The sequence below is a fragment of the Streptomyces sp. BBFR25 genome (assembly GCF_044590125.1).
In the GTDB taxonomy this organism is placed as follows: Bacteria; Actinomycetota; Actinomycetes; order Streptomycetales; family Streptomycetaceae; genus Streptomyces; species Streptomyces canus_D.
In genome coordinates, this window is the sequence record NZ_CP172447.1 from 1,657,501 (window position 1) to 1,683,811 (window position 26,311).

The 26,311-nt window shown below is 73.9% G+C and carries 18 protein-coding genes and 1 pseudogene (1 of these 19 cut by a window edge); 7 read left to right on the plus strand and 12 right to left on the minus strand.

Annotation, left to right across the window (positions count from 1 at the left end; genetic code table 11):
* On the plus strand, positions 1 to 1,238 hold the 3' portion of the coding sequence (ptsP, locus tag ACGH52_RS07435) for a phosphoenolpyruvate--protein phosphotransferase (protein ID WP_210976520.1). It extends 433 nt beyond the left edge of the window; the window shows 1,238 of its 1,671 coding nt (coding positions 434–1,671); its start codon lies off the left edge, out of view; its stop codon occupies positions 1,236 to 1,238.
* A gap of 72 nt (positions 1,239 to 1,310) precedes the next feature.
* On the opposite strand, the gene ACGH52_RS07440 is transcribed toward ptsP, so the two are convergent.
* Positions 1,311 to 2,213: a hypothetical protein gene (locus tag ACGH52_RS07440; protein WP_121700766.1), complete on the minus strand. Its 903-nt coding sequence runs from the start codon at positions 2,211 to 2,213 to the stop codon at positions 1,311 to 1,313.
* Positions 2,214 to 2,334: 121 nt separating this feature from the next.
* Complete coding sequence (locus tag ACGH52_RS07445; RefSeq protein WP_399938277.1) at positions 2,335 to 4,311, minus strand: acetoacetate--CoA ligase; 1,977 nt, start codon at positions 4,309 to 4,311, stop codon at positions 2,335 to 2,337.
* A 213-nt stretch (positions 4,312 to 4,524) separates the two neighbouring features.
* Between ACGH52_RS07445 and ACGH52_RS07450 the strand changes: the two genes are divergently transcribed.
* Positions 4,525 to 6,903: a glycoside hydrolase family 31 protein gene (locus ACGH52_RS07450; protein WP_399938279.1), complete on the plus strand. Its 2,379-nt coding sequence runs from the start codon at positions 4,525 to 4,527 to the stop codon at positions 6,901 to 6,903.
* On the opposite strand, the gene ACGH52_RS07455 is transcribed toward ACGH52_RS07450, so the two are convergent.
* Together ACGH52_RS07455 and ACGH52_RS07460 are read right to left on the minus strand one after the other, a co-directional pair.
* Positions 6,894 to 7,430, minus strand: a complete 537-nt coding sequence (locus ACGH52_RS07455) for an NUDIX domain-containing protein (RefSeq protein WP_121700488.1) — start codon at positions 7,428 to 7,430, stop codon at positions 6,894 to 6,896. The genes ACGH52_RS07450 and ACGH52_RS07455 overlap by 10 nt on opposite strands.
* Positions 7,431 to 7,478: 48 nt before the next feature.
* On the minus strand, positions 7,479 to 8,303 hold the full coding sequence (locus tag ACGH52_RS07460) for a M15 family metallopeptidase (protein ID WP_076973429.1): 825 nt from the start codon (positions 8,301 to 8,303) through the stop codon (positions 7,479 to 7,481).
* Between the two features lie 149 nt (positions 8,304 to 8,452).
* Between ACGH52_RS07460 and ACGH52_RS07465 the strand changes: the two genes are divergently transcribed.
* Positions 8,453 to 10,075: a GGDEF domain-containing protein gene (locus ACGH52_RS07465; protein ID WP_076973430.1), complete on the plus strand. Its 1,623-nt coding sequence runs from the start codon at positions 8,453 to 8,455 to the stop codon at positions 10,073 to 10,075.
* Between the two features lie 74 nt (positions 10,076 to 10,149).
* Here ACGH52_RS07465 and ACGH52_RS07470 read toward each other — a convergent pair whose 3' ends face one another.
* Genes ACGH52_RS07470 through ACGH52_RS07485 form a run of 4 tightly spaced genes read right to left on the minus strand, consistent with a single transcriptional unit; the run spans position 10,150 to position 14,362 of the window.
* Positions 10,150 to 10,755: an ATP/GTP-binding protein gene (locus ACGH52_RS07470; protein ID WP_121700595.1), complete on the minus strand. Its 606-nt coding sequence runs from the start codon at positions 10,753 to 10,755 to the stop codon at positions 10,150 to 10,152.
* A gap of 49 nt (positions 10,756 to 10,804) precedes the next feature.
* Entirely contained in the window at positions 10,805 to 11,200 is a 396-nt protein-coding gene (locus ACGH52_RS07475) for a DUF742 domain-containing protein (RefSeq protein ID WP_076973432.1), read from the minus strand.
* Between the two features lie 10 nt (positions 11,201 to 11,210).
* Positions 11,211 to 11,645, minus strand: a complete 435-nt coding sequence (locus ACGH52_RS07480) for a roadblock/LC7 domain-containing protein (protein WP_399938281.1) — start codon at positions 11,643 to 11,645, stop codon at positions 11,211 to 11,213.
* The gene (locus tag ACGH52_RS07485) at positions 11,642 to 14,362 is read right to left on the minus strand and encodes a nitrate- and nitrite sensing domain-containing protein (RefSeq protein WP_399938283.1); all 2,721 of its coding nucleotides are present in this window, start codon (positions 14,360 to 14,362) and stop codon (positions 11,642 to 11,644) included. Before ACGH52_RS07485 ends, ACGH52_RS07480 begins: the two co-directional genes overlap by 4 nt.
* 419 nt (positions 14,363 to 14,781) lie before the next feature.
* On the opposite strand from ACGH52_RS07485, the gene ACGH52_RS07490 reads away from it, so the two are divergent.
* On the plus strand, positions 14,782 to 15,315 hold the full coding sequence (locus ACGH52_RS07490; RefSeq protein WP_121701462.1) for a hypothetical protein: 534 nt from the start codon (positions 14,782 to 14,784) through the stop codon (positions 15,313 to 15,315).
* Between the two features lie 42 nt (positions 15,316 to 15,357).
* Positions 15,358 to 15,823: pseudogene (locus ACGH52_RS07495) on the plus strand (aromatic ring-hydroxylating dioxygenase subunit alpha); the annotation flags it as partial.
* 26 nt (positions 15,824 to 15,849) lie between these two features.
* On the opposite strand, the gene ACGH52_RS07500 reads toward ACGH52_RS07495, so the two are convergent.
* The 4 genes from ACGH52_RS07500 to ACGH52_RS07515 form a co-directional block, all read right to left on the minus strand.
* Entirely contained in the window at positions 15,850 to 20,520 is a 4,671-nt protein-coding gene (locus ACGH52_RS07500) for a hypothetical protein (protein ID WP_399938285.1), read from the minus strand.
* A gap of 51 nt (positions 20,521 to 20,571) precedes the next feature.
* A complete protein-coding gene (locus ACGH52_RS07505; protein WP_076973435.1) occupies positions 20,572 to 21,453 on the minus strand; it encodes a hypothetical protein in 882 nt (293 codons plus the stop codon).
* Between the two features lie 88 nt (positions 21,454 to 21,541).
* Complete coding sequence (locus ACGH52_RS07510; RefSeq protein ID WP_399938287.1) at positions 21,542 to 23,068, minus strand: hypothetical protein; 1,527 nt, start codon at positions 23,066 to 23,068, stop codon at positions 21,542 to 21,544.
* Between the two features lie 139 nt (positions 23,069 to 23,207).
* Positions 23,208 to 23,903 (minus strand): GntR family transcriptional regulator, encoded by a 696-nt coding sequence (locus tag ACGH52_RS07515; RefSeq protein WP_399938289.1) that lies wholly within the window; start codon positions 23,901 to 23,903, stop codon positions 23,208 to 23,210.
* Positions 23,904 to 24,032: 129 nt separating this feature from the next.
* Between ACGH52_RS07515 and ACGH52_RS07520 the strand changes: the two genes are divergently transcribed.
* A complete protein-coding gene (locus tag ACGH52_RS07520; RefSeq protein ID WP_399938291.1) occupies positions 24,033 to 25,355 on the plus strand; it encodes an MFS transporter in 1,323 nt (440 codons plus the stop codon).
* Entirely contained in the window at positions 25,352 to 26,185 is an 834-nt protein-coding gene (locus tag ACGH52_RS07525) for a putative hydro-lyase (protein WP_399938293.1), read from the plus strand. Before ACGH52_RS07520 ends, ACGH52_RS07525 begins: the two co-directional genes overlap by 4 nt.
* Positions 26,186 to 26,311: the final 126 nt, after the last annotated feature.

Sequence of the window (26,311 nt, forward strand, 5' to 3'; positions counted from 1 at the left end):
GGGTCCCGGACAGCGACGAGCCGTACGTTCTCATCGCGCGGGATCTGGCGCCGGCCGACACCGCGCTGCTCGACCCGACGCTCGTGCTGGGTTTCGTCACCGAGGAGGGTGGGCCGACCAGTCACAGTGCGATTCTCGCGCGGGCGCTCGGCGTGCCCGCCGTGGTGGCTCTGCCGGGCGCGGGCGAGCTTCCCGAGGGCACCGTCGTCGCCGTCGACGGCAGCACCGGGGAGATCTTCGTGAACCCCGGTGAGGAGCAGAAGGCACGGCTGGCGGCCGAGGCCGCCGAGCGCAAGGCCGCGCTGGCCGCCGCGACGGGGCCGGGCGCGACCTCGGACGGTCACAAGGTGCCGCTGCTGGCGAACATCGGCGGTCCCGCCGACGTGCCCGCGGCGGTCGAGGCGGGCGCGGAGGGCGTCGGCCTGTTCCGGACCGAGTTCCTGTTCCTCGACGACAGTGAGAACGCGCCGTCGGAGGAGAAGCAGGTCACCGCCTACCGCCAGGTGCTGGAGGCGTTCCCGGAGGGCCGGGTCGTCGTGCGGGTGCTGGATGCCGGCGCGGACAAGCCGCTGGACTTCCTCACCCCGGGTGACGAGCCGAACCCCGCGCTCGGTGTGCGGGGCCTGCGGACGCTGCTCGACCACCCCGACGTGCTGCGTACGCAGCTGACGGCGCTGGCCAAGGCGGCGGAGGGGCTTCCCGTCTACCTCGAGGTCATGGCTCCGATGGTGGCGGACCGGGCCGATGCCAAGGCGTTCGCGGATGCCTGCCGGGAGGCCGGGCTGCGGGCGAAGTTCGGTGCGATGGTGGAGATCCCGTCGGCCGCGCTGCGGGCCCGTTCGGTGCTGCAGGAGGTCGAGTTCCTGTCGCTGGGGACGAACGACCTCGCGCAGTACACCTTCGCCGCCGACCGTCAGGTGGGCGCGGTGTCCCGGCTGCAGGATCCGTGGCAGCCCGCGCTGCTCGACCTGGTCGCGCTGTCGGCGGAGGCGGCGAAGGCGGAGGGCAAGAGCTGCGGTGTCTGTGGTGAGGCCGCTTCTGATCCGCTGCTGGCGTGTGTGCTGACCGGTCTCGGTGTCACCTCCCTGTCCATGGGTGCGGCGTCGCTGCCGTACGTGCGGGCGACGCTGGCCAAGTTCACGCTGGCGCAGTGCGAGCGTGCCGCGGCTGCCGCTCGGGCGGCGGACAGTGCCGAGGAGGCGCGGACCGCCGCGCAGGCGGTGCTGTCCGGCGAGTAGGGGCCGGGTGCGGCTGCCGTTGTCACCGCGGTGCGGGGCGTTCCACCTTCGGGTGGGGCGCCCCGCACGCGTTCAGTGGTGGTGGCCCGGTGGCAGGCGGTCGTCTCCGAGGTCGGGCGGTGCGCAGTAGTCGACGTTGGATTCCGGGGAGACGAGGTCGCCGGACTCGACGTCGGTGCAGTAGGCGTCGAAGACCTCGGCGGCGGTGAGCGGTTCGAGGCCGTATCCCCGCAGGCGCCAGCCGTGGATGCGGTCGGGGCCGGTGGGTGGGCTGATGCGCATCACGAGTCCGCCGGGGCTGTGGGTCGCGAGGCCGAGGGCGAGGACGCTGGTGAACTCCAGTGCCTCGGCCTCGTCGAAGTGCGGGGTGCCGTCGGTCTCCTCGTCGACGAGGAGGGCGGCGACCAGGGTTTCGTCCGGGTGGCCGGAGACGCTGCAGACCAGGTGCCGGCTGCCCGGTGGGGATGTTTCGAGGACGCGGCCGAGGAGGCGGGAGGCGCGGGTGAAGGCGGCGCGGCCGAGGTCCTCGCCGCAGGTGGCGCAGCTGCCGAGGCGGGCGAGCAGGCTCGACGTGTACTCCCAGGTGGCCTGGCGTACGGCCTCGTCGACGAGGGCCGGGAGCAGGTCGGTGAGGGGCTGGCCCTCGTAGGGCACGGTGGGGCCGTGGGCGGCGAGTTCGGCGGTGAAGCGGGCGCGGCTGGCGGAGGCGTCGGGGTCGAGGCCCGCAGCCGTGCAGAAGGCGGCGTACTCCTCCGGGTCGAAGAGCGCGACCGTGGTGTGGGTGCCCTGTGCCGCGCGGGCCCTGAGGAGGGCTTCGACCTGGCGGAGGTAGGCGGCGTGGTCGTGGAAGGTGAAGCTGCGGTAGCGCCGCATGGCGCGGAAGTCGTGTTCGTCGGTGAGCAGTCCGATGGTGCCCGCGATCTCGCGGCGCAGGACGCGTCGCATGGTGTGGTCGGTCTGGGCGGTGTGCGCCATGTTTCCCCCTGTGCACGGTCGATCAATGCTCACTCACAGTAATCGGCGGCACTGACAACGGCTCCGGGCGGGGGCGCGGAGCCGGCCGCCGCCCGGGGCGGCCGGCTCGTCGGTGTCCTGGTCAGGAGCGTTCGCGGGCGAGCTTCTCGTAGAAGTGGAGCAGGTCGAGGTTGTCGATGGAGCCGGGGTTGACGGCCTTGTCCAGCGGAGTGCCCTGGAGGAGGCGCTTGACCGGGACCTCGATGCGTTTGCCGGTCAGGGTGTGCGGGATGCCGGGCACCTCGATGACCTCGTCGGGGACGTGGCGCGGGGACAGGTTCGCGCGGATGGTCTGCTTGATGCGGTCGAGGAGGGCGTCGTCCAGGGCGGCCCCGGGTGCGAGGTGCACGAAGAGCGGCATCCAGTAGCCGCCGTCGGGCTGTTCGATGCCGATGACGAGTGATTCCCGGATCTCGGGGAGTCGCTCGACGGCTTCGTAGATGTCGGCCGAGCCCATGCGGACGCCCTGCCGGTTGAGGGTGGAGTCGGAGCGTCCGTGGATGACGACGGAGCCGCGTGAGGTGAGGGTGATCCAGTCGCCGTGCCGCCAGACGCCGGGGTAGGTGTCGAAGTAGCTGTCGTGGTAGCGGCTGCCGTCGGGGTCGTTCCAGAAGCGGATGGGCATCGAGGGCATGGGGTTCGTGACGACCAGCTCGCCGACCTCGTCGGTGAGGGGGTTGCCGCTCGGGTCCCAGGACTGGAGGTCGGTGCCGAGGCTGGGGGCCTGGAGTTCGCCGATGTGCACGGGGAGGGTGGGGACGGCGCCCGCGAAGCAGGAGCACACGTCGGTGCCGCCGCTGACGGAGGCGATCCACAGGTCGGCGCCGCTCGCGGCGAACTCGTCGTGCAGCCAGCGGAAGCCGTCGGGCGGGAGCGGGGAGCCGGTGGTGGCGACGCACTGGACGGCGGAGAGGTCCAGGTCGCGGGCCGGGTGGACGTCGGCCTTGCGGCAGGCCATGACGTAGGCGGCCGAGGTGCCGAAGAGGGTGGCGCCGGTGCGTTCCGCGATGCGCCACTGGGCGTCCGTGGCCGGGAAGCCGGGACTGCCGTCGTAGAGGACGACCGTGGCGCCGGTGAGCAGGCCGGAGACGAGGAAGTTCCACATCATCCAGCCGGTCGAGGTGTACCAGAAGAAGCGGTCCTCGGGGCCGAGGTCGCAGTGCAGACCGAGTTGCTTGAGGTGTTCGACCAGGATGCCGCCCTGGGACTGGACGATGGCCTTGGGCAGGCCGGTGGTGCCGGAGGAGTAGAGCACCCACAGGGGGTGGTCGAAGGGCACCTGCTCGAAGAGCGGTTCCGTGTCCGCGGCGGTCAGGGTCTCCCAGTCCAGCGCGCCCTCGGGGGCCTCGGTGCCGAGGAGCGGGATGTGGATCACCGCGCGGAGGGTGGGCAGTTCCCGGCGCAGTTCGGCGACGGTGTCGCGGCGGTCGTGCTCCTTGCCGCCGTAGCGGTAGCCGTCGACGGTGAACAGGACGACGGGTTCGACCTGCTGGAAGCGGTCCAGGACACTGCGGGCGCCGAAGTCGGGCGCGCAGGAGGTCCAGACGCCGCCCACGGCGGCGGTGGCCAGGAGGGCGACCACGGCCTGCGGGATGTTGGGGAGGTAGCCGCTGACGCGGTCGCCGGGGCGTACGCCGAGGGCCCGCAGTTCGGCGGCGAGGGAGCCGACCTGGCGGCGCAGCTCGGCCCAGGTGACAGGGGTCGGCTCGTGGGTCTCGTCGACGTAAAGGAGGGCCGGTTCGTCCGCGCGGGTGTCCGCCGCGCGCAGGGCGTGTTCGGCGTAGTTCAGCGTGGCGCCGGGGAACCACTGGGCGCCGGGCATCGACCGGTCGGCCAGCACGCGCGCGTAGGGGGTCGAGAAGCGGACGTCGAACCACTCCGTGACGGCTTTCCAGAAGGTGTCCAGGTCGTCGACGGACCAGCGGTGCAGGGCGGCGTACCCGCCCTCGGCGGGGGCCCCGTGGTGCTCGGCCGCCCAGGTCTGGAACCTGGTGATGCGTGCCCGGGCGATGCGTTGGGCATCCGGCTGCCAGAGCGGCTGGGGGTTCTCGGTCGGCATGGGGCGGCTCCCGGGCTGTGCGCGTCGTGTGCGTCCTCCGCGCACGGGCTGGGGTGTGCGCGTGACGCGGCTGACAGGGACGATGCCACGTGATCGACTTCCACACCAGGGCACGCCCCACATAGTCGGTGACATGAAGATGTGGTCCGGTCACGGGTGAACGGCAGTTGAACGACGCCCCTGTGCTCGCTGGTCGATGGCAGGGTGAGCGGCATGGACGGTCGTGACCTGGTGCGTTCGATGAAGACGGTCGGTTCCGCGGGCATGGCGCAGGGGTTGCGTACGGTTCGGGCGGCGTGGCGCCGACGGCGTGTCGACGCGGTCGGGCTGCCGCCGCGCGGTGCGGAGCGGGCGCGGGTGCCGGGTCCGATGCGGGAGGTGGAGCCGGGGCCCGGGGGTGGTGTCGTCCGGTTCGGCCGTTCGGAGCTGCGCATCCTCGTGGCGGTGAACGGAGCCGTGTTCTGGGGCTGGGACGGGGCCGGGCCGGAGCCTTCGTACGCGTTGGCGGGACGTTGTCCGGAGCCGGATCCGCGGGCGGTGCTGGAGCCGGACAAGGACGGCGGCTGGCGGGTGGTGGCGGAGCGGGCGACGGTGGCCGTGTCCCGGCACGGCGCGGTCGAGGTGCGTACGCCCGGGGGTGTGGTGCTGCGTCGTGAGTTGCCGCCCCGCTGGTGGGAGCCGATAGACGGCGGTCCCGCGCGGTGGACGCAGCGCTCGGAGGTGGCGGCCGACGCCCGGTTCTTCGGGCTCGGTGGACGGTCCGCGGGTCCCCGGCTGCGCGACGGCACGTACCGGCTGTGGAACACCGGTCCCGGCCTGCCGTCCACCGCCGCCGAGGACGCGTCGTCCGTCACGATGCCGGTTCAGCTGGTGGTGGCGGACGCGGGGACGCACCTGGTCTTCCACGACAGCCCGTGGGACGGCACGGTGGCGTTGCGGGAGGGTGCGGAGGGGGCCGGGTCGGGGCACGACCGGCCGGGGCGGAGCGTACTGCGGATGGCCGGCGGTCCGCTGCGGTGCTGGGTGGCGGTGGGCACGCCCGCGCGCGTGCTGCTGACCTGGGCGTCGCTGACCGGGGCGCCCGCGCTGCCGCCGGCGTGGGCGCTCGGGCATCAGCACGCGCACGGGGGGTCTGGCGACGAGGAGGATCTGAGGCGGGTCGTGGCGGGCCATCAGGAGCGTGATCTGCCGCTGGACGCGGTGCATCTGGGCATCGGGCACGGCGCCGCCCGGCAGGTGTTCACCCTGGACGAGGAGCGGTTCCCGAAGCTGCCCGTGCTCGCCGAGGAGCTGCGCAGGGAGGGCGTCCGGCTGGTGTCGGCCGTCGAGCCGGCGGTCGCGGCCGCGCCCGGCTACGCGGTGTACGACGAGGGGACGGGCGCGGACGTGTTCGTGCGGGATGCCACCGGGGCGGTCGTGCGGGGTGTGGGGCGGCCCGGGGACGTGGTCTTCCCGGACTTCACGCACGCGGGTGCGCGCGCGTGGTGGGGTGGGCTCCACGAGGAGCGGCTCGGGCGGGGGTTCGCCGGGGTCTGGCACGACCTGGACGCGCCCACGTCGTTCGCCGCCTTCGGGGAGCCGACGCTGCCGCTGTCGGCCCGGCATGCGCTGGAGGGCAGGGGCGGTGACCACCGGGAGGCGCACAACGTGTACGCGTTGTGCATGGCGCGGGCCGCGTACGAGGGGCTGCGGGCGTCGACGCCCGACGAGCGGCCGTTCGTCCTCTCCCGTTCCGGATGGGCCGGCCTGCAGCGCTACGGCGGCGCCTGGTCCGGGGACGTGGCCACGGGCTGGCCGGGGTTGCGGGCGTCGCTGGCGCGGGTGCTGGGGCTCGGGCTGTGCGGGGTGCCGTACACGGGACCGGAGGTCGGCGGGGCGGACGGGGATGTGTCGCCCGAGCTTTATCTGAGGTGGTTCCAGCTGGCCGCCTACCTGCCGTTGTTCCGCACCTCCGGCGGATCGCCGGCGGGGCGGCAGGAGCCGTGGGAGTTCGGGGACGAGGTGCTGGAGCACGCGCGCGTGGCGCTCGTCGAGCGGCGGCGGCTGCTGCCGTACTTCGTGACGCTGGCGCATCTGGCCCGGCGTACGGGTGCTCCCTATGTGCGCCCCGTGTGGTGGCAGGCGCCGGAGGACCGGGCGTTGCGGGACTGCGAGGACGCCTTTCTGCTGGGCGACTGTCTGTTGGTGGCCCCGGTGCTCGGCGCCGGGACGGACCGGCGTGCGGTGCGGTTGCCGCGGGGGCGCTGGTACGACGTGGCGACGGAGCGGGCGTACGAGGGGCCGGCGCAGGTGCTGGTCGACGCTTCCTGGGCGCGGATTCCGGTGTTCGCGCGCGCGGGAGCGGTGCTTGCGGTGCGCGGTCGGGACGGTGCGCCGGAGCTCGAGGTGTGGGCGCCCGCGCCGGGGCGGACCGGCGGTGGGCTGGTCGTGCCGGACGCGGGCGACGGCTGGGTGGAACCGGAGATCGAACGGTACGTGTGCCGCTGGGAGGGGCATCGCGTGGTCGTGGAGCGGGAGGGCGAGGACGGTGTGAGCGAGCCGTCCTGCCCGGTCCGCGTCCGGGGGCTGGCCGAGCGCGCGGCTCAGATGTAGCGGCCCTCGAAGAAGGCCCGTACGGCCCGGGTGTGGAGCGGGAAGGCCAGCTCCTCCGGTCCGCGCAGCAGGTGCCACCCCTCGGTCTCGTCCGTGGCGGTGGACGGCGGCAGTCCCTGGGCCGGCCGCTCGGGCAGCAGCCCGAAGAGCAGCAGGTGGCCGTCGGGCGAGCTCATGGCGTCGGCGAGGCGGACGTCGCGGCTCGCCTCGTCGATGCCCGTCTCCTCCTTGAGTTCGCGGACGACGGCCTGCCGCCAGTCCTCGCGGTCGTCGACGTAGCCGCCGGGCAGGGCGACGCCGCCGAGGGCGGGGGTCACGGTGCGGGTGATGACGACCAGGGCGGTGCCCTGCGTGTCGTACACGGGCTGGAGGGCCACCGCGACCGGCAGGGGATTGCGGTAGGCCACCGTGCCGCACGCGGGGCAGGTGCGGGGCCAGCCGGAGACGCCCTCTCCGTAGGGCGATCCGCAGCTCGAACAGTGGGAGTCGGGCGCGGAGTTGGGAACGGAGGTTTCATTTTCGGACACGCGGCGGACTGTATCCGATCAGCGGAGGGGGCGGCTCCGGCAGGCCGGTCAGCGGCGGCCGGCGAGCGACTTCGCGGAGACCGGGAAGTCGAAGTAGGTGTCCGGGTAGGACTCGGGCTTGTAGGTGAAGTGCCACCACTCCTCGGGGAGGTTGACCAGGCCGGCGTCCTCCAGGGTGTTCTTGAGCAGCAGCCGGTTGGCGCGCTGCGCGCCCTGGATGCGGGGGTCCAGGGTGTGCGAGCGGGTGTCGAAGCAGTCGTAGCCGGTGCCCATGTCGACGGAGTTGTCCGGGAAGCGCTCACCCTGCGGCGCGAAGCAGGGCACCAGGGGCTGCCCGGGGTGGTACGGGCGGGTGGGCCTGGCGGGGAGCCGTACGAGGGTGAGGTCCACGGTCGAGCCGCGGCTGTGGCCGGACTTCTCCGCGATGTAGCCGTCGGCGAAGAGGCGGGTCTTGTCGACGTCCGGGTAGAACTCGGCCTTCATGTCCTGGTCGTCGAGGTCCTCGGCCCAGCGCACGAAGTGGTCGACGGCGCGCTGGGGCCGGTAGCAGTCGTACACCTTGAGGGAGTAGCCCTGGCGCAGCAGCCGGGTCTGGGCGCGGTGGAGGGCCTCGGCCGCGGGGCGGGTGAGGATGCACAGGGGCTGCCGGTAACCGTCGACGGGCTCGCCGACGAAGTTGTGCGCGGTGACGTAGCGCATCTCCTCGATGATCGTCGGGTCGACGCTCCGCAGGGCGACGAAGTCCTCCGGGGCCCTCGGTTCGGGCCGTGCCTGCGCGGTGGCGGGGGCTGCCGCGGCGGGGAGGGCGGTGGCGGCGAGCAGGGCGGCGAGGGCGGTGACCAGACCGCGGAGCGCGCTGGAGAGTCGTGTCATGTCCCCTGCATCTATCAGGGTCGGGTGCCGTGAGGGAAGTGGGCGGGCCCGTGACGCGCCGGACCCGCGCCGCCTGAGCGCGTCGGAATCCTGCGTGAACGTCGCGTGAACTGGGCCCGGGCGGGAGGCCGCCGCGCCATCCTGCTCCCGTGCGCTCCTGGACGGACACTCTCCGCTTCGCCTTCCAACCGGTGGTCAACCTGATGACCGGCGGGGTCGCGGCGCTGGAGATACTGGCCCGGCCGGAGAGCGGCGACGTGCTCGCCGAGGCGCGACGCGATCCCGAACTGGACGGTCTGCTCGCGGTGTCGGCGCTGCGTGCGGCGGTGCGCCGGGAGACGCTGCTGCCGCTGCACGTCAACGTGTTCGCGGGCACGCTCGCCGACCTCGGGGGGCTCCAGCCCCTGCACGACGCCGTGCGGGAGGCGGGGCGGCTCCCGTGGGAGGTGACGCTGGACGTGTGTCCGCCCTACACGCACGTGCCGCGGCGGGCCCTGCTCGACGCGGTGGCGGTGTTGCGGCGGCAGGGGTTCCGGATCGCGGCGGACGGGGTCGGTGACGGGGACGCGCCGTTGCGGCTGCTGACGGATCTGGCGCCGGAGCTGGTGAAGCTCGACGCCTCGCTGCTGGCTCGGCCGGCGGCCGTGCGGGCGATGCGGGTGCTGTGCGAGGAGTCGGGGGCGCTGCTGGCCGTCGAGGGCGTGGAGACGGAGGCGCAGTGCGCCGTCGCGCGGGCGGCGGGGGCGCAGTTGGCGCAGGGCGAGCTGTTCGCGCCGCCCGCGCGGCTGCCGACGGTGGACGTCTACGTGCCGCCCGGCTCCCCCGGCCTCGTGCCGCCGCGGTCGGGGCCGTCGGTGCGGCAGTTCGTCCGGCCGGCCGCGCTGTTGCCGGCGACGGCCTCGGCGGGGCGGGTGCGGGCACTGCTGACCGGGTCGCCGGACGTGTCCGGAGTGCTGCTCGTGGACCGGGACGGGGTTCCGGTGCGCTCGGTGCACCGCTCGCGCTTCCTGCTGTCGATGTCGGGGCGCTACGGACACGCCCTGTACGCCGACCGGCCCGCCGCCAAGCTCGGCGACCCGCCGCGGACGGTGGGCGTCGACGCGACGGCCTGGGAGGTGCTGGACGTGGTGGCCGTGGGCGGCCCGAACCGTACGTCGGACGACGTGGCCGTCGTGGACGCGCGGGGGCGGTGCGTGGGCGTCGTGCGGCTCGCGGACCTGGTGCGGGCGCTGGCGGAGAGCCGGGTGGAGGAGGCGGCCGGGCTCAATCCGCTGACGCGGCTGCCCGGTTCGGACGCGATCACGGCCGAGGTGGACCGGCGCGTCGCGGCCGGGCGGGCGTTCGCGCTGAGCTGGCTCGACGTGGACCGCTTCAAGGAGGTCAACGACGGGGCCGGGTTCGCCGCGGGCGACGAGCTGATCCGGGCGGTCGGGCGGGCGCTGCTCCAGGCGGCGGCCGGGGAGATGCGGGTGGGGCACATCGGCGGTGACGACTTCCTGGTGCTCACCGATCCGGACGGGCTGGATCCGCTTGCGGCCTCGGTGCTGGACGTGCCGTGGTCGGCCGGCGGGCGGCCCGTGACGCTGTCCCTGGCGACGGTCCTGTGCGCGCCGGGCAGCGTGCCGGACCACCGGCGGGCGGCGGCGTGCCTGGCGCCGTTGAAGAAGGCGGCGAAGGCGTTGCGCGGGGCGAGCTGGGTGCTGGGCCGGGCGGACGCACCGGGCCACGAGGTCCGGCGCGGCACGGACCGGACGACGGCGCCGGCGGGCTGAGCGGCCGGCCGCGACCGCGACCGCCGTACACCCGCGGCCTTCTGAGCCGCCTCGGAGGGCGACTCAGCAGTCCCTCACGTCGTGACGGCCCGGCGGCGGTCCGCCGCCTGGGCCATCGCGTGCTGGACGACGCCGATGAGGACCTCCTTGACGGACTCCCGGTCCCGGGCGTCGCACATCACCAGGGGCACGTCCTCGTCGAGGTCGAGGGCCTGGCGGACGGTGTCGGCCGGGTAGCGCGCCGATCCCTCGAAGCAGTTGACGCCGATCACGAACGGGATGGAGCGCCGCTCGAAGTAGTCGACGGCTGCGAAGCAGTCCTCCAGGCGCCGGGTGTCGGCCAGCACGACGGCGCCCAGCGCGCCCTCGGACAGCTCGTCCCACATGAACCAGAACCGCTCCTGGCCGGGCGTACCGAAGAGGTACAGCACCAGGTCCTCGCGCAGGGTGATCCGCCCGAAGTCCATGGCGACGGTGGTGGTGTGCTTGCCCTCCACCCCGCGGACGTCGTCGACGGGCCGCCCGGCCTCGGTGAGCAGTTCCTCGGTGCGCAGCGGCCTGATCTCGCTGACCGCGCCGACGAGGGTGGTCTTGCCCACGCCGAACCCGCCGGCCACCAGGATCTTGAGCGTGACGGGCTCGACCGGCGGCTTGCCGCGCTGGGAACGCCCGAAGATCATCGGTCTCTTCTCCTTAACCTGCCGCCGCCCGACGTGCCCGGGGGCCGGCTCACAGTGCCCTCAACCCGTTGATCACGTCGCGCAGGATGTTCTCGTCCGGCAGTTCGGCCGGGGGCACGGGCCGGTTGACGTGGACGAGTTCGATGTCCACGAGGTCGCCGACCAGGACCCGTACGACCCCGACGGGGAGGTCGAGTTCGGCGGCGAGTTCGGCGACCGACTGCGGGGTGTCCCGGCACAGGCCGACGATGTCCACGTGCTCCGGGGAGAGGGTGACGTCCGCCTCCGGGTCGTCCGCGTGGGGTTCGGTGACGACCACCGCGATCAGGTCGAGGCGGTGCTGGGCCGCGCTGGTGGTGCGGCCGCGCGTCATGGCGTACGGACGGACGACGGGGCCGGCCTCGTCGTCGAACCAGTGGTTTCTTCCCTGACCGTCTGCGCTCATGTCATCCCACTTACCCGCCCGAGGGCACATCGGTGCGCGGCGCGGTGCCCAGGTGCACGCCGACCCGCTTGACGAGCAGAGTCATCTCGTAGGCGACCTGTCCGACGTCGGAGTCGGCGTCGGACAGGACGGCCAGGCAGCTCCCGTCACCGGCGGCCGTGACGAACAGGAAGGCGTCGTCGAGTTCGACGACCGTCTGCCGGACGCTGCCCGCTTCGAAGTGGCGGCCCACACCCTTGGCGAGGCTGTGGAACCCGGACGCCACGGCGGCCAGGTGCTCGCTGTCCTCCCTGGTCAGGTCCTTGGACACGCCCGTTGCCAGGCCGTCCCCGGACAGGACGACGGCCTTGCGGATGCTCGCGACACGGTCCACCAGGTCGTCGAGGAGCCAGTTCAGCTCCCCGGACTTGGTCGCGGTGTGGCCGGTCGCCTTCGGTGCGGTCATCGACCGTCCCCCTTAGTCGTTCCTCGTGGTGCTGATGGTGCTGTGCCGCCGGGTGGGTCGTCACCCGCGGCGTTCTCCTTCCGGCCGCGCTGCCAGCCGCGCTGGAGCGAGGCCATACGGCTGCGTACCTCGTCGGCGTCGCGGTCGGCGGGGTCGGAGCGGTCCTCGGCGGCCGGTTCGGGGCTCTGCCGGAGCTGCGGGGCCAGGTTGGCCTGGCGTACGCGGCGGGGCAGCGCGCCGGACCCCGCGTCCGCGGTCCCGGCGTCCGCGGGCGGGGCGTCCGCGCGCGCGGAGGGTGCGCCGCCGCCGTGTTCGGCGGTGCGATCGGCGGTGTCCTTGGTGTCCTTCCCGCGTCGGCGAGCGGGCAGCGCGGGGAGTTCGTCGGCGGTGTTCCGGGCGGTCCGTTCGGGGACGGGGCGCCCGTGCGAGCTGACCAGCTTGGGCGTGCGGCGGCGGGGCAGCGCGACCGGCGCGTTCGCCTCGCTCCCCTCCTCGGCCGCGGGCTCGTCACCGTGCCGGGTGTCGGGGCGGCGCGGTCCGGTGCGGCGGGCGGACTGGTCGTCGTCGGCCGCGGCCAGGGAGCGGCGGGGGCGGAACAGGCCGCCGCGTTCGCCGTCCTGGTCGTCGAGCGCGCCCGGGAGGTCGTCGAGGGCGTCCAGGTCGACGGGCGCCTCCAGCTCGACGGGGCCGTCCAGCAGCGCGGCGGGACGCTCGGGGAGCCGCGCGGGCACGTGGGAGAGGGCGGAACGGCGGCTCTCCTCCCGCTCCTTGTCCTTGACGTGCTGGGGGCGGTCGAGGCGGAAGCCGACGCCGTTGGTGTCTGGGGCGTCGTCGCTGAGCAGCGCGTCGGGGACGAAGACGACCGCGGTGGTGCCGCCGTACGGCGAGGGCTGCAGGGAGACCCGGACGTTCTGCCGCTGGGCGAGCCGGCTGACCACGAACAGGCCGAGCCGGTCGGTGTCGGACAGCTCGAACTCGGGTGTCTCGGCCAGCCGGAGGTTGGCGTCGAGCAGGGCGTCGGCGGCCATGCCGAGGCCGCGGTCGTGGATCTCCAGGGTGAAGCCGTTGGCGACGCGTTCGCCCAGCACCTGCACCGCGGTGTGCGGTGGCGAGAACACCGTGGCGTTCTCCAGGAGTTCGGCCACCAGGTGGGTGAGGTCGGCGACCGCGGGTCCGGTGACGGCGACGCGCGGCAGCCTGCGGACCTCGATGCGCTCGTAGTCCTCGACCTCGGCGACGGCGGCCCGCACCACGTCCATGAGCTGGACGGGCTTGCGCCACTGCCGGGAGGGCGCGGCGCCGGAGAGGATGACCAGGCCCTCGGCGTGCCGGCGCATCCGGGTGGTCAGGTGGTCCAGGCGGAACAGGTCGGCGAGTTCCTCGGTGTCCTCGGTCCTGCGTTCCATGGTGTCGAGCAGGGTGAGCTGCTTGTGCAGGAGCACCTGGCTGCGGCGCGCGAGGTTGACGAAGACCTCGGAGACGCCCGCGCGGAGTTCGGCCTGTTTGACGGCGGCTTCCACGGCGGCCCGCTGGAGGGTGTTGAGGGCCTGGCCGACCTCGCCGATCTCGTTCCGGTCGTACTCGAGGCGCGGCACCTCGGTCTCGACGTCGACCTCCTCGCCCGCCGACAGGCGGCGCATCACGCTGGGCAGCCGGACGCCGGACGCCTCGTGGGCCTCCAGGCGCAGCTGCTTGAGGTCGCGGATGAGGGAGCGGCCGACGCGGACGGACAGGAACAGGGAGTACAGCAGGGCGATCAGGCCGAGCGCTCCGGCGACGACGGCCTTGGCGATGGTGCTGGTGGCGACCGGGTCGACGCGGTCCTGGTAGCGGTCGGCGGCGTTGTCGTCGAGTTCGCCGAGTTCCGCGAGGACGTTCCCGGCCGCGGTGTCCCAGCTCTGGGCGGTGACTCCGCTCGGCGTGCCGGTGCCGGAGGAGACGGCGGCCTGCTCGGCGACCCGGAGGGGGGCGGAGGAGGCGTTCTTCCAGAAGCGCTGGTAGCGGCCGCGTTCGGTGGCGGGCAGCAGCGGCAGGTTGATGTCGTACATCACGGTGCGCTGCGCGACGAGGTCGGAGACGTCCCGGACCTCGGCGCGGGTGAGCCGCCCGGTGACCAGGGCGGAGCCCAGGAGGGCGTCCTCGCGGGAGAGCAGTTCACGGGCGCGCGAGACGTTGACGAGCGCGCGGTACTGCTTGTCGAGACCCACGTCGTCGACGACGTTGAGGTTGGCGAGCAGGTCGTGGCAGGGGTCGACCAGGCGGTTGTAGAGGCCGAGGGCCTGGGCACGGTCGACGGTGCCGTCCGCGACGCTGCGGCGCAGGGAGCCGAGGCCGTCGAAGGCGTCCAGGACGGCGGTGAGCCGTTCTTGACCGGCCTGTCCGAGGTCGTCCCGCACGTCGCCGTCGGCGGCGTTGCGGCGGATCTCCGCGACGGCCTCGTCGGTGGCGGTCCGGCTGCGCTCCAGGGCGGCGAGGCCGTCGGAGGCGCGGGGGTCGGCGAGGTGGACGAGGGTCTGGCGGCGTTCCTGCTGGAGGACGCGGACGGTGTCCTCGACCGGGTAGCCGATCTCCTCGACGACGTTGGAGACGCTGAACAGCCGGGCCGCCTCACGGCCCGTCAGCACCGTGGCGAAGGCCCAGATCGCGGTCAGGGACACCAGCGGCACGAGGAGCAGCGCCACGATCTTCCGGCGGATCGACTTCCCGCGAAAGCGCATGGCCTCCCCCAGCTCGTCCCCCACCGGCGGGGGTACACATGTGCGTCAACAAACGGCGCGAGCCTACTACTGACGCACAGGTAACTCGAAGACCCGTCCGGACGGCGAACTTCCGCACCCGGGGTCGGCGATGGTCAGTTGTCCGGTCATTGCGGGAGATTGCCTCCCTGGATCAGCCGACGGACGCGGGGCCGTGGTGAGGGCGTGACGGGCGGATTGGCCGAAATTATTCGACTGCGCGGGATTTCCGGGAATCTTGGGGGCCCGTCGTTCGTCCTTCACTACGGGAATGGGAGGCGGAATCGGCCACAGGAGCCGCATCCCGCCCCTGGGCGGCGTAAAGCAGCGCAAGCCGGGCAGCCAGAGGGGAGCCGTGTCTTCGGACTCGGACGAGCTGTCTGCTGGCGGTGGGGAGTGACATGTTGATGGGCACGGCGGAGCGGAGCGGGGCGCCCGCGGACGAGGATGCGACCGAGGTGACCGCGTCGGCGGTTCCCGAGGCGCCGGATCGCGACATTCCGGTGACCGGGCCGGAGCCCCGGGCGACTGAACGGCAGCCGGTGTACCGGCCGTTGTGGCGCGAGGAGCCCGCGCGGCGCCGCCGGTTGCCGGATCCGGTGCGTACGGCGGCCGTGCGCGCGGTGCTGGTCGTCGCGGTGACGCTGATACTGGCGATGGTGGCCTTCCTGTGCACGCTGGCGGAGTCGTGGCTGGCGTTCCCGATGGTGCTCGGCAGTGTCGCGGGCACGGTGGTGGCCACCTGGGGCGTGCTGGACGTGTGGGTGACCCGGCAGGTGTGGAACCAGCGGCACGGTGTCGTGTCGGAGCCGAGCAGCACCGCGCGGTCCGTGCGTCGCGAGCGTCGCCGGGCGAGGCGTCAGGCCCGGGCCGCCGAGCGGGGCCAGGGGCGGATAGGCCGGCGGGGCGGCGCGGGTCAGCTGTCGCATTCCTGAGCGGCCGGGCGGCGGCCCGTGCTCGACCGCGGCCCGCGCGGGAACGTCTGTCGGGACCGCGGCGCCCGGCTGTGCCTGGAGGAGTCCGGCGAGGTGCGCCGCACTTTCCAGTGTCCGTACCACGCCTGGACGTACGACCTCGACGGAAGGCCGGTCGCCGGGCCCAACCTGACCAAGATGCCCGACTTCGACCGGTCCGAGTACGGCCTGGTCGAGGTCGCCCTGCGCGAGTGGCTCGGCTACGCCTGGGTGTGCCTGGCCGAGGAGCCGCCCTCCTTCGAGGAGACGGTGCGCGGCCGTCGAACGGCTCGGTGATCCGGCCGCCATCGAGCGGTACGGCAGTGAGGGCTTCGGCAGGCTGCCCGAGGTGCCGGGCGGCCAGGACCGCCGCTACTACGCCGTCACCGTGCGCCCGACGGTCTTCGCGAACCGCGTGCCGGACCACGTGATCCTGCACCGCATGTTCTCGCTGGCCGAGCACCGCATCGGGGTCTTCCACGACTGGCTGCTCGGCCGGCTCGGTGAACAGCCCGCCTAGGCCGGTGACTGGGCGGGGCGCTTGAACATGCGGGTCGCGGTGATCTCGCTGTGCACCGCCTCGCCCTCCCCCTCGACGGCCGGAGTCGGTTGCGGCAGGCCCGGCCTGAGGTGCTCCTCCACGCTGATGTACTTCAGTCCCGCCCTCAGGTCGGCGTCGTTGCGCAACCGGATGACCAGCGGGAACTCGGCCAGCGCGGTCGTGTCGAACAGGCCGGTGGTGTACAGGAGCTGGACGCCGAGCGCGTCCGAGACGGCCCGCTGGAGCTCCAGCAGGTAGGTGGCGTTGGCCCGGCCGATGGGGTTGTCGAGGAACAGGGTCCCGGCGTGGCGGTGCCGGTCGTGGCCCCGGTCGTTGCTGCGGAGCGCGGCCATCGTGCAGTACAGGGCGATGGCCGCGGTGAGCAGCTGGCCGCCGGAGAAGACGTCGCCCATCTGGCCGACGGGGACGCGCTCGGCGCGCAGTACGGCGTCGGGCTTGAGGATCTCGACGGCGACACCCTTGGGCTGCAGGGCGGCGGCGACACCGCGCAGCAGCAGGGACATGCCGTCGCGGCGCAGGTCGGAGTTCTTCTTCACGGCCGCGCGGGTGGCCTCGTCGACGACCTCGCCGAGCCGCTCGGTGAGGGTGGCCTGGTCGGGCTCCTCGAAGCGGATGCGCAGGAACTCCTGCCCGGACCACTCGCCGAGCCCCTCCGGCAGCCGGGACAGCCGCTGGGCGGAGCGGAGGGTGGCCAGCGCGGACTCGACCAGGCCGCGCAGCCGGTCCACGATCGAGTCGCGGTTGCGCTCCAGCTGGGCCAGCTCGTCGGTGAGGACGCGGAGCCGGGGTGCGAAGGCGTCGGCCCACTTGGCGGCGTGCTCGGGCAGCGCGGCGGCGGGCAGTTCGCGGATCTGCTGGCGGGCGGGCGTGCGGACCTGTTCGTAGCGGGTGGAGTTGGCGTGCCGGACGAGGACGTCGCTCGCCTCGCGCACGGCGGCTTCGGCGGCGGACAGGTCTGCGGCGCAGCCGCGCAGTGAACGGCGGGCCTCGGCGGCGGCCCTGCGGGCCTCCTCCAGGTCTCCGGCGTAGGGCTCGGGCTCCTCCTGCTCCTCCTCGGGGGGGTGCTCGCGCAGCAGGTCGCGGAGGAGCGCGGCGATCTCGTCGAAGCCGCCGGCCGCGTCCTCGGCGGCGCGGTGCGCGTCGAGCAGTCCGGCGTGGGCCTCGCGGGCCTGGGCCAGCGCCTCGGTGCGGGCGGCCAGTTCGGTGGTCGCCGTGCGCAGCAGGGTCTGGGCGTGCTCGGCGTCGCGCGGCTGGAGTTCCTCGGGGAGGTCGGTGTGGGTGTCGCCGTCCTCGGGCGCGTGCCGTTCGGCCTCGCCGCGCAGCCGGCCGAGCTGTTCGCTCGCGCTGGACATGCGGGTCTCCAGGAGCTGCACCAGTTCCTCGGCGCGGGCGGCGGCGGCCTGCCGGGACGGCCCGTCGGAGCCGTCGGGCGATTCCAGGAGCTGTCCGGCGCGGGTGCGGACCTTGTTGCTGAGCCGGTCGAGATCCGCGCGGGCCGCGCTCTCGTCGCTCTCCGCGCGGGCCTGTTCGGCGCGCAGGTCGGCGCCGACGCCGACCTTCTCGTACACCTGGGAGGCGGCGCGGTAGGCCTCGCGCAGGTCGGGCAGGGACGCCTTCGCCTTCGGCGCCCGCGCGCCGTCCCCGGGAGCCGCTTCCGGTACGTCGTCGGGGGCACCGGCGATCTCCGAGCGCTCGGCACGCAGGGCGCGGGCGGTGCGGCGGGCGTCGTCGGCGGCGCGCTGGGCGGCGCGCCGGTCCTCGTCGGCGGCACGGGCCCGCTCCAGGCAGGCCTGGGCGCGGGCCTCGGACTCGGCGGCCTCGTCGGCCAGTTCACGGAGTCTGACCTGCCAGCCGGCGCGTTCGCGCAGTCGGAAGGCGAGTCCGGCGAGGGCGTCGGCGGCGCGGCGGGCCTTCTGCGCGGCCTCCTGCCGCTCGTCCCGCAGGTGGACGGCCTCGGCGGCGCTCTCGTCGGCCTCGGCCCGCAGGGTGCGGGCCTCGGTCAGCTCGGCCTCGGTCTCCTCGGCGAAGGCACGGGCCTCCTCGGCGGTCCTGGCGAGTTCCGCGAGGCGTCCGGCCGGGCAGCCGGTGCGCCAGGAGGCGAGCCGGGCCGCCAGCTCACGGTCCTTGCCGAGGCGGGCGGCGAGGCTGCGGATCTCCTCGTCCCGCTCGCCCGCCCGTGCGCGCAGGGCGTGCCGCTCCTCGTCGGCGGCCTGCTCGTCGTGCATGGCCGGGTTCGGCGGTACAAGGAAGACGTCCCCGGTACCGGATTCGGGGGCCGGGGTCGGTGCGAGCAGGGCGGCGGCCGTGCCGACGGCGACGGCGGAGCGCGGCAGCAGGGCCGCGTCGCCGAGGACCTCGCGGGCGCGGGTGTGCGAGTCCGGGTCGGTGATGATCACGCCGTCGACCAGCTCGGGGCGGGCGGCCAGCACGCGCGCGTGGTCGGCGGGGTCGACGGCCTGGGCGAGGTAGCGCCAGCCGGGCAGGGCGGGGATGCCGTGCTCGCCGAGGAACTCGACGGTGGCCAGCACGTCGGGTCCCGGCGGCAGCAGGCCGCCGTCACCGAGCGCGCCGAGGATACGGGAGTCGTCGGCCGCGGCGGTGCGCAGTTCGAACAGCTGGCGTTCCGCCAAGGAGACGGTGTCGTCGAGCAGTTCGCGCAGTTCGTCGGCGAAGCGGTCGAGTTCCTCGGGGGTGAGCGCGCCGTCGGTCGCGGTGGGAGCGGCTGCCCGGTCGTCGCGGTCGGCGTCCCGGCGGGGCTGGGGGATGCCCGGGCGGGCCTCGGTGGCCAGGCCGAGCAGTTCGGCGAGCCGTTCCTCCGCGGCCAGTGCCTCGGCGGTGCGCCGCTCTCCCTGGTGGGCGCGCTCGGCCGCGGTGGCCGCGTCCGCCGCGCGGGCCGCGGTGAGTTCGGCGCGGCTCTCGGCGGCGGCGGTCTCGCGGGCGTGCTCGGTGGCCCGGCGGGCCGCCTCGCGGGCGGTGTCCCAGGCGGCGACGGCCGTCTTCTCCGCGTCGCTGGCCGCGAGGGCGGCGCGGGCCGGGTCGGCGTCGGGGGCGCTGTCGTCCAGCCAGCCGGCGCGGACGGCTTCGGTGGTCTCCTGCTCGACCTCGGTGAGGCGCTGGCGCAGGTGCCCGGCCTCGCTGCGGGCGCGCTGCGCCTCGGTGGCGGCGGTGGTGGAGTCGCGGTGGGCGGTGTCGCTGACCTCCTGGAGGGCGGCGGACCGCTCCTCCTCCTCGTTGGCGTGGTCCTCGGCCTTCGCGGCCGCCGCGTGCAGGGCGCGGACGAGGTCGACGGCGGCCTTGGTGCGGGCGGCGAGGGCGGGGGCCGCGTCCCGTTCGGCCACCTGGATGGCGGCCGACACGCGGGCGACGCGGTCGGCGGCGGCGCGGTGGCGCAGGACGGCCTCGGCGGCCTGCCAGGCGGAGTGCAGGGTGCGGGCCTCGGCCAGTTCGCGCTTCTGCGCGGCGGCGGACTTCTCGGCGCCGGCCAGGGCCAGGGAGGCGTGCCGGTAGGCGAGTTCGGCGGCGACGAGGTTGCTGCGGCCCCGGGCGGACTCGGCGTGCGTGACGGCGTACGCGGCGGCCGTGACCCGCTGGGCGAGGTCACCCGCGCGGACCCGCTCCTTGGCGCCTCGGGCGGTGAGGCGGCGGGCCAGGTTCCTGGTGCGGCGTTCGGCGGCGGTGTGGATGTCGCGCGCGCGGGTGCGTGCCTCGGCGGCCTCGACGATCCGGCCGAGGAGGTCGACGGACCCGGCGGTGAAGTCGCGTTCGGCGATCAGCTCGGCACGTCGGCCCAGCTTGTTGCCGAAGCCGCCGACCAGGTCGGCGAGGCCGTCGGTGTCGCGGGTGTCGGTGACGGCCCGCAGCAGCAGGTCGGTGAAGTCGGAGTCCTTCTTGACCGCGAAGAGGCCGGCGGCCTCGCCCTCGTCGGCGTTCATCTCGCGCTGGTAGCGGAAGAGTTCGGGGTCGAGTCCGAGGTCGCCGAGGTGCTCGATCCAGCGGTCGTGGATCTCCTCCCAGTGCACCTCCAGATGCGGGTAGGCCTTGCCGGCCTCGGTCAGCGCGTCCCGGAAGCCCTTCATCGTGCGCCGCCTGCCCTGCGCGCCGGAGGCGCCCTCGACGGGCGGGCGGACGGCGGTGGCCTCGGCGACCGGCAGGTTGTCCAGGGTGAGTCCGGGGCCGGGGCGGAAGGAGTACCAGGCCTCGGCGAACTTCCGCGGGTCGCCCGAGACCTGTCGTCCGCGCCACTCGCTGACCTTGCCGACGACGACGCACTCGCCGGTCTGCACGTGCTGCCACTCCAGCGCCACGTGTCCGCAGTCGTCGGCGAGCAGGAACTTGCGCAGCACGCCGGAGCTGGCGCCGCCCAGGGTGTTGCGGTGGCCCGGCAGCATCACCGAGAAGATCAGCTTGAGGAGCACGGACTTGCCGCCGCCGTTCTCCAGGAAGAGCACACCGGCGGGCGCGGGCCGGCGCGGCGGGCCGACGGGCTCCTCCTCGAAGAACTCCGCCTGCGTGGGCGCGGGATCGGGCACGGGTTCGCCCACACCGCGCAGGTCAAGCACGGTGTCGGCGTAGCGCGCACCGGCGGGTCCGATGGAGTAGAGGCGGACCCGGGACAGCTCGTACATGGCGGACTCTCGTAAGTCTTCGGACGTCGGGGACGGTCGGGCGGGGCGGGGTCAGGAGGAGTGGAAGGGCAGGCCGGCGTCGGCCACCAGCTCCAGGTCGTCCGTCTCCTCGGCGGGCAGCAGCGTCGCGGTGCCGTCGGTGACCGGGACGACGCCCAGGTCGAGCAGCTCGGTCATGGCGGCGCTGCCCGCCATGTCGCGCACCTGGAGCTGGTAGCGGGCCGTCGTGCGGTAGGTGCCGCCGTGGTCGTCGCCGGTGCGCTGGAGGAAGCCGGACTCGGTGAGGAACGCGGCGGCCTTGCCGACGATGCCGGTGGTGGAGCCCGGGAGTCTGCGCGCGTCCTTGGTGGCGCCGGTCGCGCTGCGCCTGACCCAGATCCGCCAGGCGGCCTCCAGGCCCGGGGCGTCGGTGGCCGGGTCGGTGTTCTCGCCCTGCTCCTCCGCGCGCTCTTCGAGCCTGCGGCAGGCCTGGCGGACGAACGCGTCCACGCCGTTGACCGTGACACGGCCGATGTAGCCGTCGTCGGCGAGGTCCTCGGGGCGCGGATAGGCCATGGCGGCGAGGGCGAGGTGGGCGAGGCCGTGCAGGAAGCGGTCACCGGAGTCGGTGGCGGCACGGCGCGCGTAGTCGCCCATGCGGACGGCGAACACCGAGTCCTCGGCGGCGGCCACGGCCATCCCCGCGCGCGGGGACACCTCCAGGACGATCAGTCCGAGACCGGCCGCCACGGCGTCGGCGAGCCGGGCGAAGGGCGGGTCCTCGCGGTAGCGGCGCAGCAGGTCGGCGTACTCCTGGTCGCGGGCGGGCAGCAGCTTGGGCTGGAGCCCGAAGGCGACGAGCCGCGCCGCGTCGGCGGCGTCGGCGGGCGTGACGGCCGCGGTGGTCGGCGCGGCACCCGCCTCCGGCTCGCTCCGGTCGGCGTGCTCGGTCACGGTCGGTACTCCTCGCTGTGCTGTCGCTCGGGACTGGGGTGCTGGCTGTGGTGGTGGGTGAGACGGTCGCAGGGGTGGTGCCGTCCGGTCATGCCGCCTCCGTCCGGTCCGCCGCCATTCCCGCCGCGTCCAGCAGTGCCGTGCCGACGATGAGGTCGGCGCCGCCGAACTCGGGGTCGTCCAGTTCGGTGCCGTCGTCGACGGCGAACAGCAGCTTCGGCTCGCCCTGGCGGTAGGCGGTGCCGACCGGTGGGCTGGCCGCGTGGACGGCGAGCAGGGCGACGAGGTACGGCAGTTCGGCGTCGCGGGCACGGGCGTCGGCGAGCAGTCCGGACAGCCGGCGCGGGGCGTCGTGCGGCAGGTCGAGCAGTTCCATGGCCGCGGCGAGCTGCTCCTCGCTGAAACGGCTGTCGTCCGGGGTGGCGATCAGGTCGGGCTCCGGCATCTCGGCGCCCAGGTGCTCCCGCTCCACCGGCGGGGTGAGGAGTATGTCGACGAGGTCGCCGACCCGGACGGAGACGGGGGTGCGCAGCCCGGTGCCCTGGGTGAAGAAGGCGTCGGTGACGCGGAGCGCCCGCTCCACTGGCAACGGCAGCACGGGGGCGACGAGATGGCCGTACAGGTCGAGGCCGGAGGTGGTCAGGGGGGTGGCGAAGGCCTGCCGGTCCTGCTCGGCGCGGAAGAGCGGGCCGGCCTCCAGGAGGCGGGACTGGAGCTGGGTGTGGCGGCGGATGCAGTCCTTGACGATGTCGACCAGTTCGGCGGCGCGGCGCTTGTGCTCGGCGTCCTCCGTCTCGTCGCGGGCCTTGCGGATGTTGGTCAGGATCGCGTTCTCGTGCCGGTAGCGGTCGGCGACGTGGTCCAGGGCCTCGGCGATCATGTCGGGGACGGCGCTGAGCCAGTCCACCGCGCGGACATTGCGCCGGGTGGCGTCCAGGGCGCGGCGCAGGGTCTCCGAGTACTGGACGGTGCGGTACCGGGCCTGTTCGGCGGCGAGCTGGGCGTCGGCGAGGCGGCCGCGGCTGATCAGCACCTCGAGCTTGACCTCGGCGGCGATCTGGGCGCTGGTGACGTCGGTGTCCAGGGCGCCGACGAGGACGTTGACCGCCTCGTCCGTGGTGCGCAGGTAGACGGTGCCGCCGGGTCCCGGGACCTCTTCGAGGAGCTTGAAGTCGTAGTCCCGCCGTACGTACGTGCCGTCCGGTCCGAAGGTGCCGTACACCGCGCGGAAGCCGCGGTCCACGCTGCCGACGTTGATCAGGTTCTCCAGGACCCAGCGGGCCACCCGCTCGTGCTCGACGGCGGGGCGGCGCGGGGCCTGGGCGGCGACGCGCGGGATCAGCCTGGCCACTATCTGGTCGTGGTCGGCGCCCGTGTCGAAGTCCATGTTCAGCGTGACGAGGTCGATGGCGGCGAGGGCGACCTCCGCCATGCCGTACACCGAGTACTCGCCGGCGAGGTTGGCCTTGCGCACGTCGAGGTCGTGCAGCGGCGCCGTGCAGGCGAGCGCGCGCAGCCGCCGCGCCAGCCCCTCGTCGGCGGCCGGGCCCGGTGCGGGGCGCGGCCCCGCGCTGAGCTGGGGCGGAACGCTGTCCGTCGATGCAGGCGAAGTCACGGTGCACAGACTAGGTCCTCGGTCTGACATCGGCCCAAACGGCGCAGATGGGCCCCCGCGGGCACGGGGCCGGACGCCGTGCCGCCGAGCCTCGTGCCTGCTCGCGAGCCCTGGCGCCTGCCTGCTCGGCGGACCGGCCCTACCCCTCGTCCCCGACCCGCCGCAGGTAGACCTCCACGACGCGCTTGAGCGAGTCCTCCAGGTAGACCGCGAGCAGCCGCGCCGCCTTCTCCCGCTCGCCGCTCTCCAGGGCGGCGAGGATCTCCGCGTTGCGGGCGATGTACGGCTCGTGCAGGCGCCGCGGGTCGTCCACGACGTGGAAGGCGAGGCGCAGTTCGGCGAAGACACTGCGCATCAGTTCGTCGGTGCGTTCGCTGCCCGCGAGGGCCACCAGTTCCCGGTGGAAGTGGATGTTGGCGGTACCCACGCCTTTCCAGTCACCTTCGCGTGCCGACCGCCGCCCGTCCTCGACGGCCTCGGCGAGCCCGTCCAGCGGGTACGGCGGCTCGCCGAGGCCGCGGACGACGGCGCACTCGACGAGGGAGCGGGTGCGGTAGATGTCCTCGACGTCCTCGACGGTGAGGACCCGGACGAAGACGCCCCGGTTCAGCTCGTGGACGAGCAGGCGTTCGTGCGTGAGCAGGCGGAACGACTCGCGCAGGGTGTTGCGGGAGACGCCGAGGGCGCCGCCGATGCTGTCCTCCGACAACCGGGTCCCGGGCGGGAAGTAGCCCTCTGCTATCCGGCTCCTGAGGATGTCCGAGACCCGCTCGGCGGTGCTGGTCCGCCCGAGGAGGGCGCGATCGTCGGCCAGTCCCGTCAACTGCTCTGCCATGCCCGGAATTCAATCGCAGATACCAGAACGAAACAACAGGGGTATTGAGGGATCGTTGAACGATCCCCTACGGTGCCTTCAGGTTCCCGCTCGATCCGCACTCTCCGTCCTCCCACAGCGAGGTGCACCATGAGCACACCCCCCTCCCCGCCGACCCTCCCCGCCGACACCCGCCCTCCCGGTACCGCCGAACACGCCGCGGAAGACGGCCCGTTCGGCTGGCTGCGCGCCCTCGGCCCGCGGGGCCGCCGCGCCTTCGGCGGCGCGTTCGGCGGCTACGCCCTCGACTCGTACGACTACTTCACGCTGCCGCTGACCATGGTCGCGCTGGCCGCGTACTTCGGCCTGGACAGCGGTCAGACCGGCCTGCTCACGACGGTCACGCTGGTCGTCTCGGCCATCGGCGGCGCGCTCGCGGGCGTGCTGGCGGACCGCGTCGGCCGGGTCAAGGCACTGCTCCTCACCGTGATCACCTACGCCGTCTTCACGGTGGCCTGCGGCTTCGCGCCCAACTACGAGACACTGCTCGTCTTCCGCGCCCTGCAGGGCCTCGGCTTCGGCGGCGAGTGGGCGGTCGGCGCGATCCTGGTCGCCGAGTACGCGAGCCCCAGGCACCGCGGGCGCACGCTCGGCGCCGTCCAGAGTTCGTGGGCCGTGGGCTGGGCGCTCGCGGTGCTCGTGTACACGCTGGTGTTCTCGCTGGCCGGTGACGACCTGGCCTGGCGCATCCTGTTCTGGACGGGCGCGCTCCCCGCCCTGCTCGTGGTGTGGGTACGGCGCAGCGTCCACGACGCGCCGCGAGCCGCCGAGGTCCGGGAGAAGGGCGCCGGCAAGGGTTCGTTCGCGGCGATCTTCAAGCCCGGCACGGCGGACTCACCGGGGCTGCTGCGCGTCACGCTCTTCGCGAGTCTGCTCTCCACCGGGGTCCAGGGCGGCTACTACACCCTCGCCACCTGGGTGCCGACGTATCTGAAGGACGAGCGCGACCTGTCGGTCGTCGGCACCGGCGGCTACCTGACCTTCCTCATCTCGGGCGCCTTCCTGGGCTACCTCACCGGAGGCGTGCTCACCGACGTGCTGGGCCGCAGGCGCAACATCTGGCTCTTCGCGCTGCTGTCGGCGGTCTGCATCCTGGCGTACGCGAACATCCCCAGCGGCGCCAACACCCTGCTCCTGGTGCTGGGCTTCCCGCTCGGCTTCTGCATGTCGGCCATCTTCAGCGGGTTCGGTTCGTACCTGAGCGAGCTGTACCCGACGGCGGTGCGGGGCGCGGGCCAGGGCTTCACGTACAACACCGGACGCGCCGTGGGCGCCGTCTTCCCCACCACGGTCGGCTTCCTCGCCGACAGCTGGGGCGTGGGCGGCGCGCTGGTCTTCGGCGCCATCGGGTACGGCATCGCGGCACTGGCCCTGCTCGAGCTGCCGGAGACACGCGGAAAGGAACTGGCATGAACCACCCGCACCCCGCGACCGGGGACCGGCCGCTCGCCCTGGTCGACGAGCACGCGCACGCGTGGAACCCGAAAACGGCCCGCGCCCGCTTCCGGAAGGGGCTGACCGGCCCCACGGCCGGGGTCGCCGCCGGCCACACCCAGGCGAACCTGATCTCGGTGCCCGCCGACTGGGCGTACGACATGCTGCTGTTCTGCACCCGCAACCCGCAGCCGTGCCCGGTGCTGGACGTGACGGACCCCGGGTCCCGGACCACCGTGCTCGCCGACGGCGCGGACCTGCGCACCGATCTGCCGCGCTACCGGGTGTGGCGGGACGGCGAGCTGGTGGAGGAGCCGACGGACGTGCGCGAGCACTGGCGGGACGACTTGGTGACGTTCCTGATCGGGTGCAGCTTCACCTTCGAGTGGGCGCTGGCCTCGGCGGGCGTCCCGATCCGCCACGTCGAGCAGGGCCGCAACGTCCCGATGTACGTCACCTCCCGCCGGTGCCGTCCGGCCGGGCGGCTGCGCGGGCCGATGGTGGTGTCGATGCGTCCGGTGCCGCCCGCGCACCTGTCGGCGGCGATCCACGAGAGCAGTCTGCTCCCGGCGGTGCACGGCAGCCCGGTGCACTGCGGCGACCCGTCGGCGCTGGGCATCGCCGATCTGGACCGGCCCGACTTCGGCGACGCCGTGGACCGCGAGCCGGACGACATCCCGGTGTTCTGGGCCTGCGGCGTGACCCCGCAGGCGGCGGTCATGGCCTCGCGGCCGCCCTTCGCGCTCACCCACGCGCCGGGGCAGATGTTCCTCACCGACGCCCGTGACGAGCAGTACCGCGTGGCGTGATCCGGCTGCCGCGGCACGGTGCCGGGACCGCTCGCGGCCACGGCACCGGGGACACCGGAGGCATGACCTCGATGGACCGGAACACGGACCTCGGCGAGGGTTTCCGGCCGCTGGGCGCTGACCGAC

What these genes read in the sequence shown, in the direction of transcription:
- ACGH52_RS07460 (WP_076973429.1), bottom strand. Translation starts at nt 8,303, where the DNA reads ATGACACGACTCTCCAGCGCGCTCCGCGGTCTGGTCACCGCCCTCGCC.
- ACGH52_RS07515 (WP_399938289.1), bottom strand. Translation starts at nt 23,903, where the DNA reads ATGGCAGAGCAGTTGACGGGACTGGCCGACGATCGCGCCCTCCTCGGG.
- ACGH52_RS07470 (WP_121700595.1), bottom strand. Translation starts at nt 10,755, where the DNA reads ATGATCTTCGGGCGTTCCCAGCGCGGCAAGCCGCCGGTCGAGCCCGTC.
- ACGH52_RS07500 (WP_399938285.1), bottom strand. Translation starts at nt 20,520, where the DNA reads ATGTACGAGCTGTCCCGGGTCCGCCTCTACTCCATCGGACCCGCCGGT.
- ACGH52_RS07450 (WP_399938279.1), top strand. Translation starts at nt 4,525, where the DNA reads ATGGACGGTCGTGACCTGGTGCGTTCGATGAAGACGGTCGGTTCCGCG.
- ACGH52_RS07490 (WP_121701462.1), top strand. Translation starts at nt 14,782, where the DNA reads ATGTTGATGGGCACGGCGGAGCGGAGCGGGGCGCCCGCGGACGAGGAT.
- ACGH52_RS07485 (WP_399938283.1), bottom strand. Translation starts at nt 14,362, where the DNA reads ATGCGCTTTCGCGGGAAGTCGATCCGCCGGAAGATCGTGGCGCTGCTC.
- ACGH52_RS07445 (WP_399938277.1), bottom strand. Translation starts at nt 4,311, where the DNA reads ATGCCGACCGAGAACCCCCAGCCGCTCTGGCAGCCGGATGCCCAACGC.
- ACGH52_RS07520 (WP_399938291.1), top strand. Translation starts at nt 24,033, where the DNA reads ATGAGCACACCCCCCTCCCCGCCGACCCTCCCCGCCGACACCCGCCCT.
- ACGH52_RS07525 (WP_399938293.1), top strand. Translation starts at nt 25,352, where the DNA reads ATGAACCACCCGCACCCCGCGACCGGGGACCGGCCGCTCGCCCTGGTC.
- ACGH52_RS07475 (WP_076973432.1), bottom strand. Translation starts at nt 11,200, where the DNA reads ATGAGCGCAGACGGTCAGGGAAGAAACCACTGGTTCGACGACGAGGCC.
- ACGH52_RS07440 (WP_121700766.1), bottom strand. Translation starts at nt 2,213, where the DNA reads ATGGCGCACACCGCCCAGACCGACCACACCATGCGACGCGTCCTGCGC.
- ACGH52_RS07480 (WP_399938281.1), bottom strand. Translation starts at nt 11,645, where the DNA reads ATGACCGCACCGAAGGCGACCGGCCACACCGCGACCAAGTCCGGGGAG.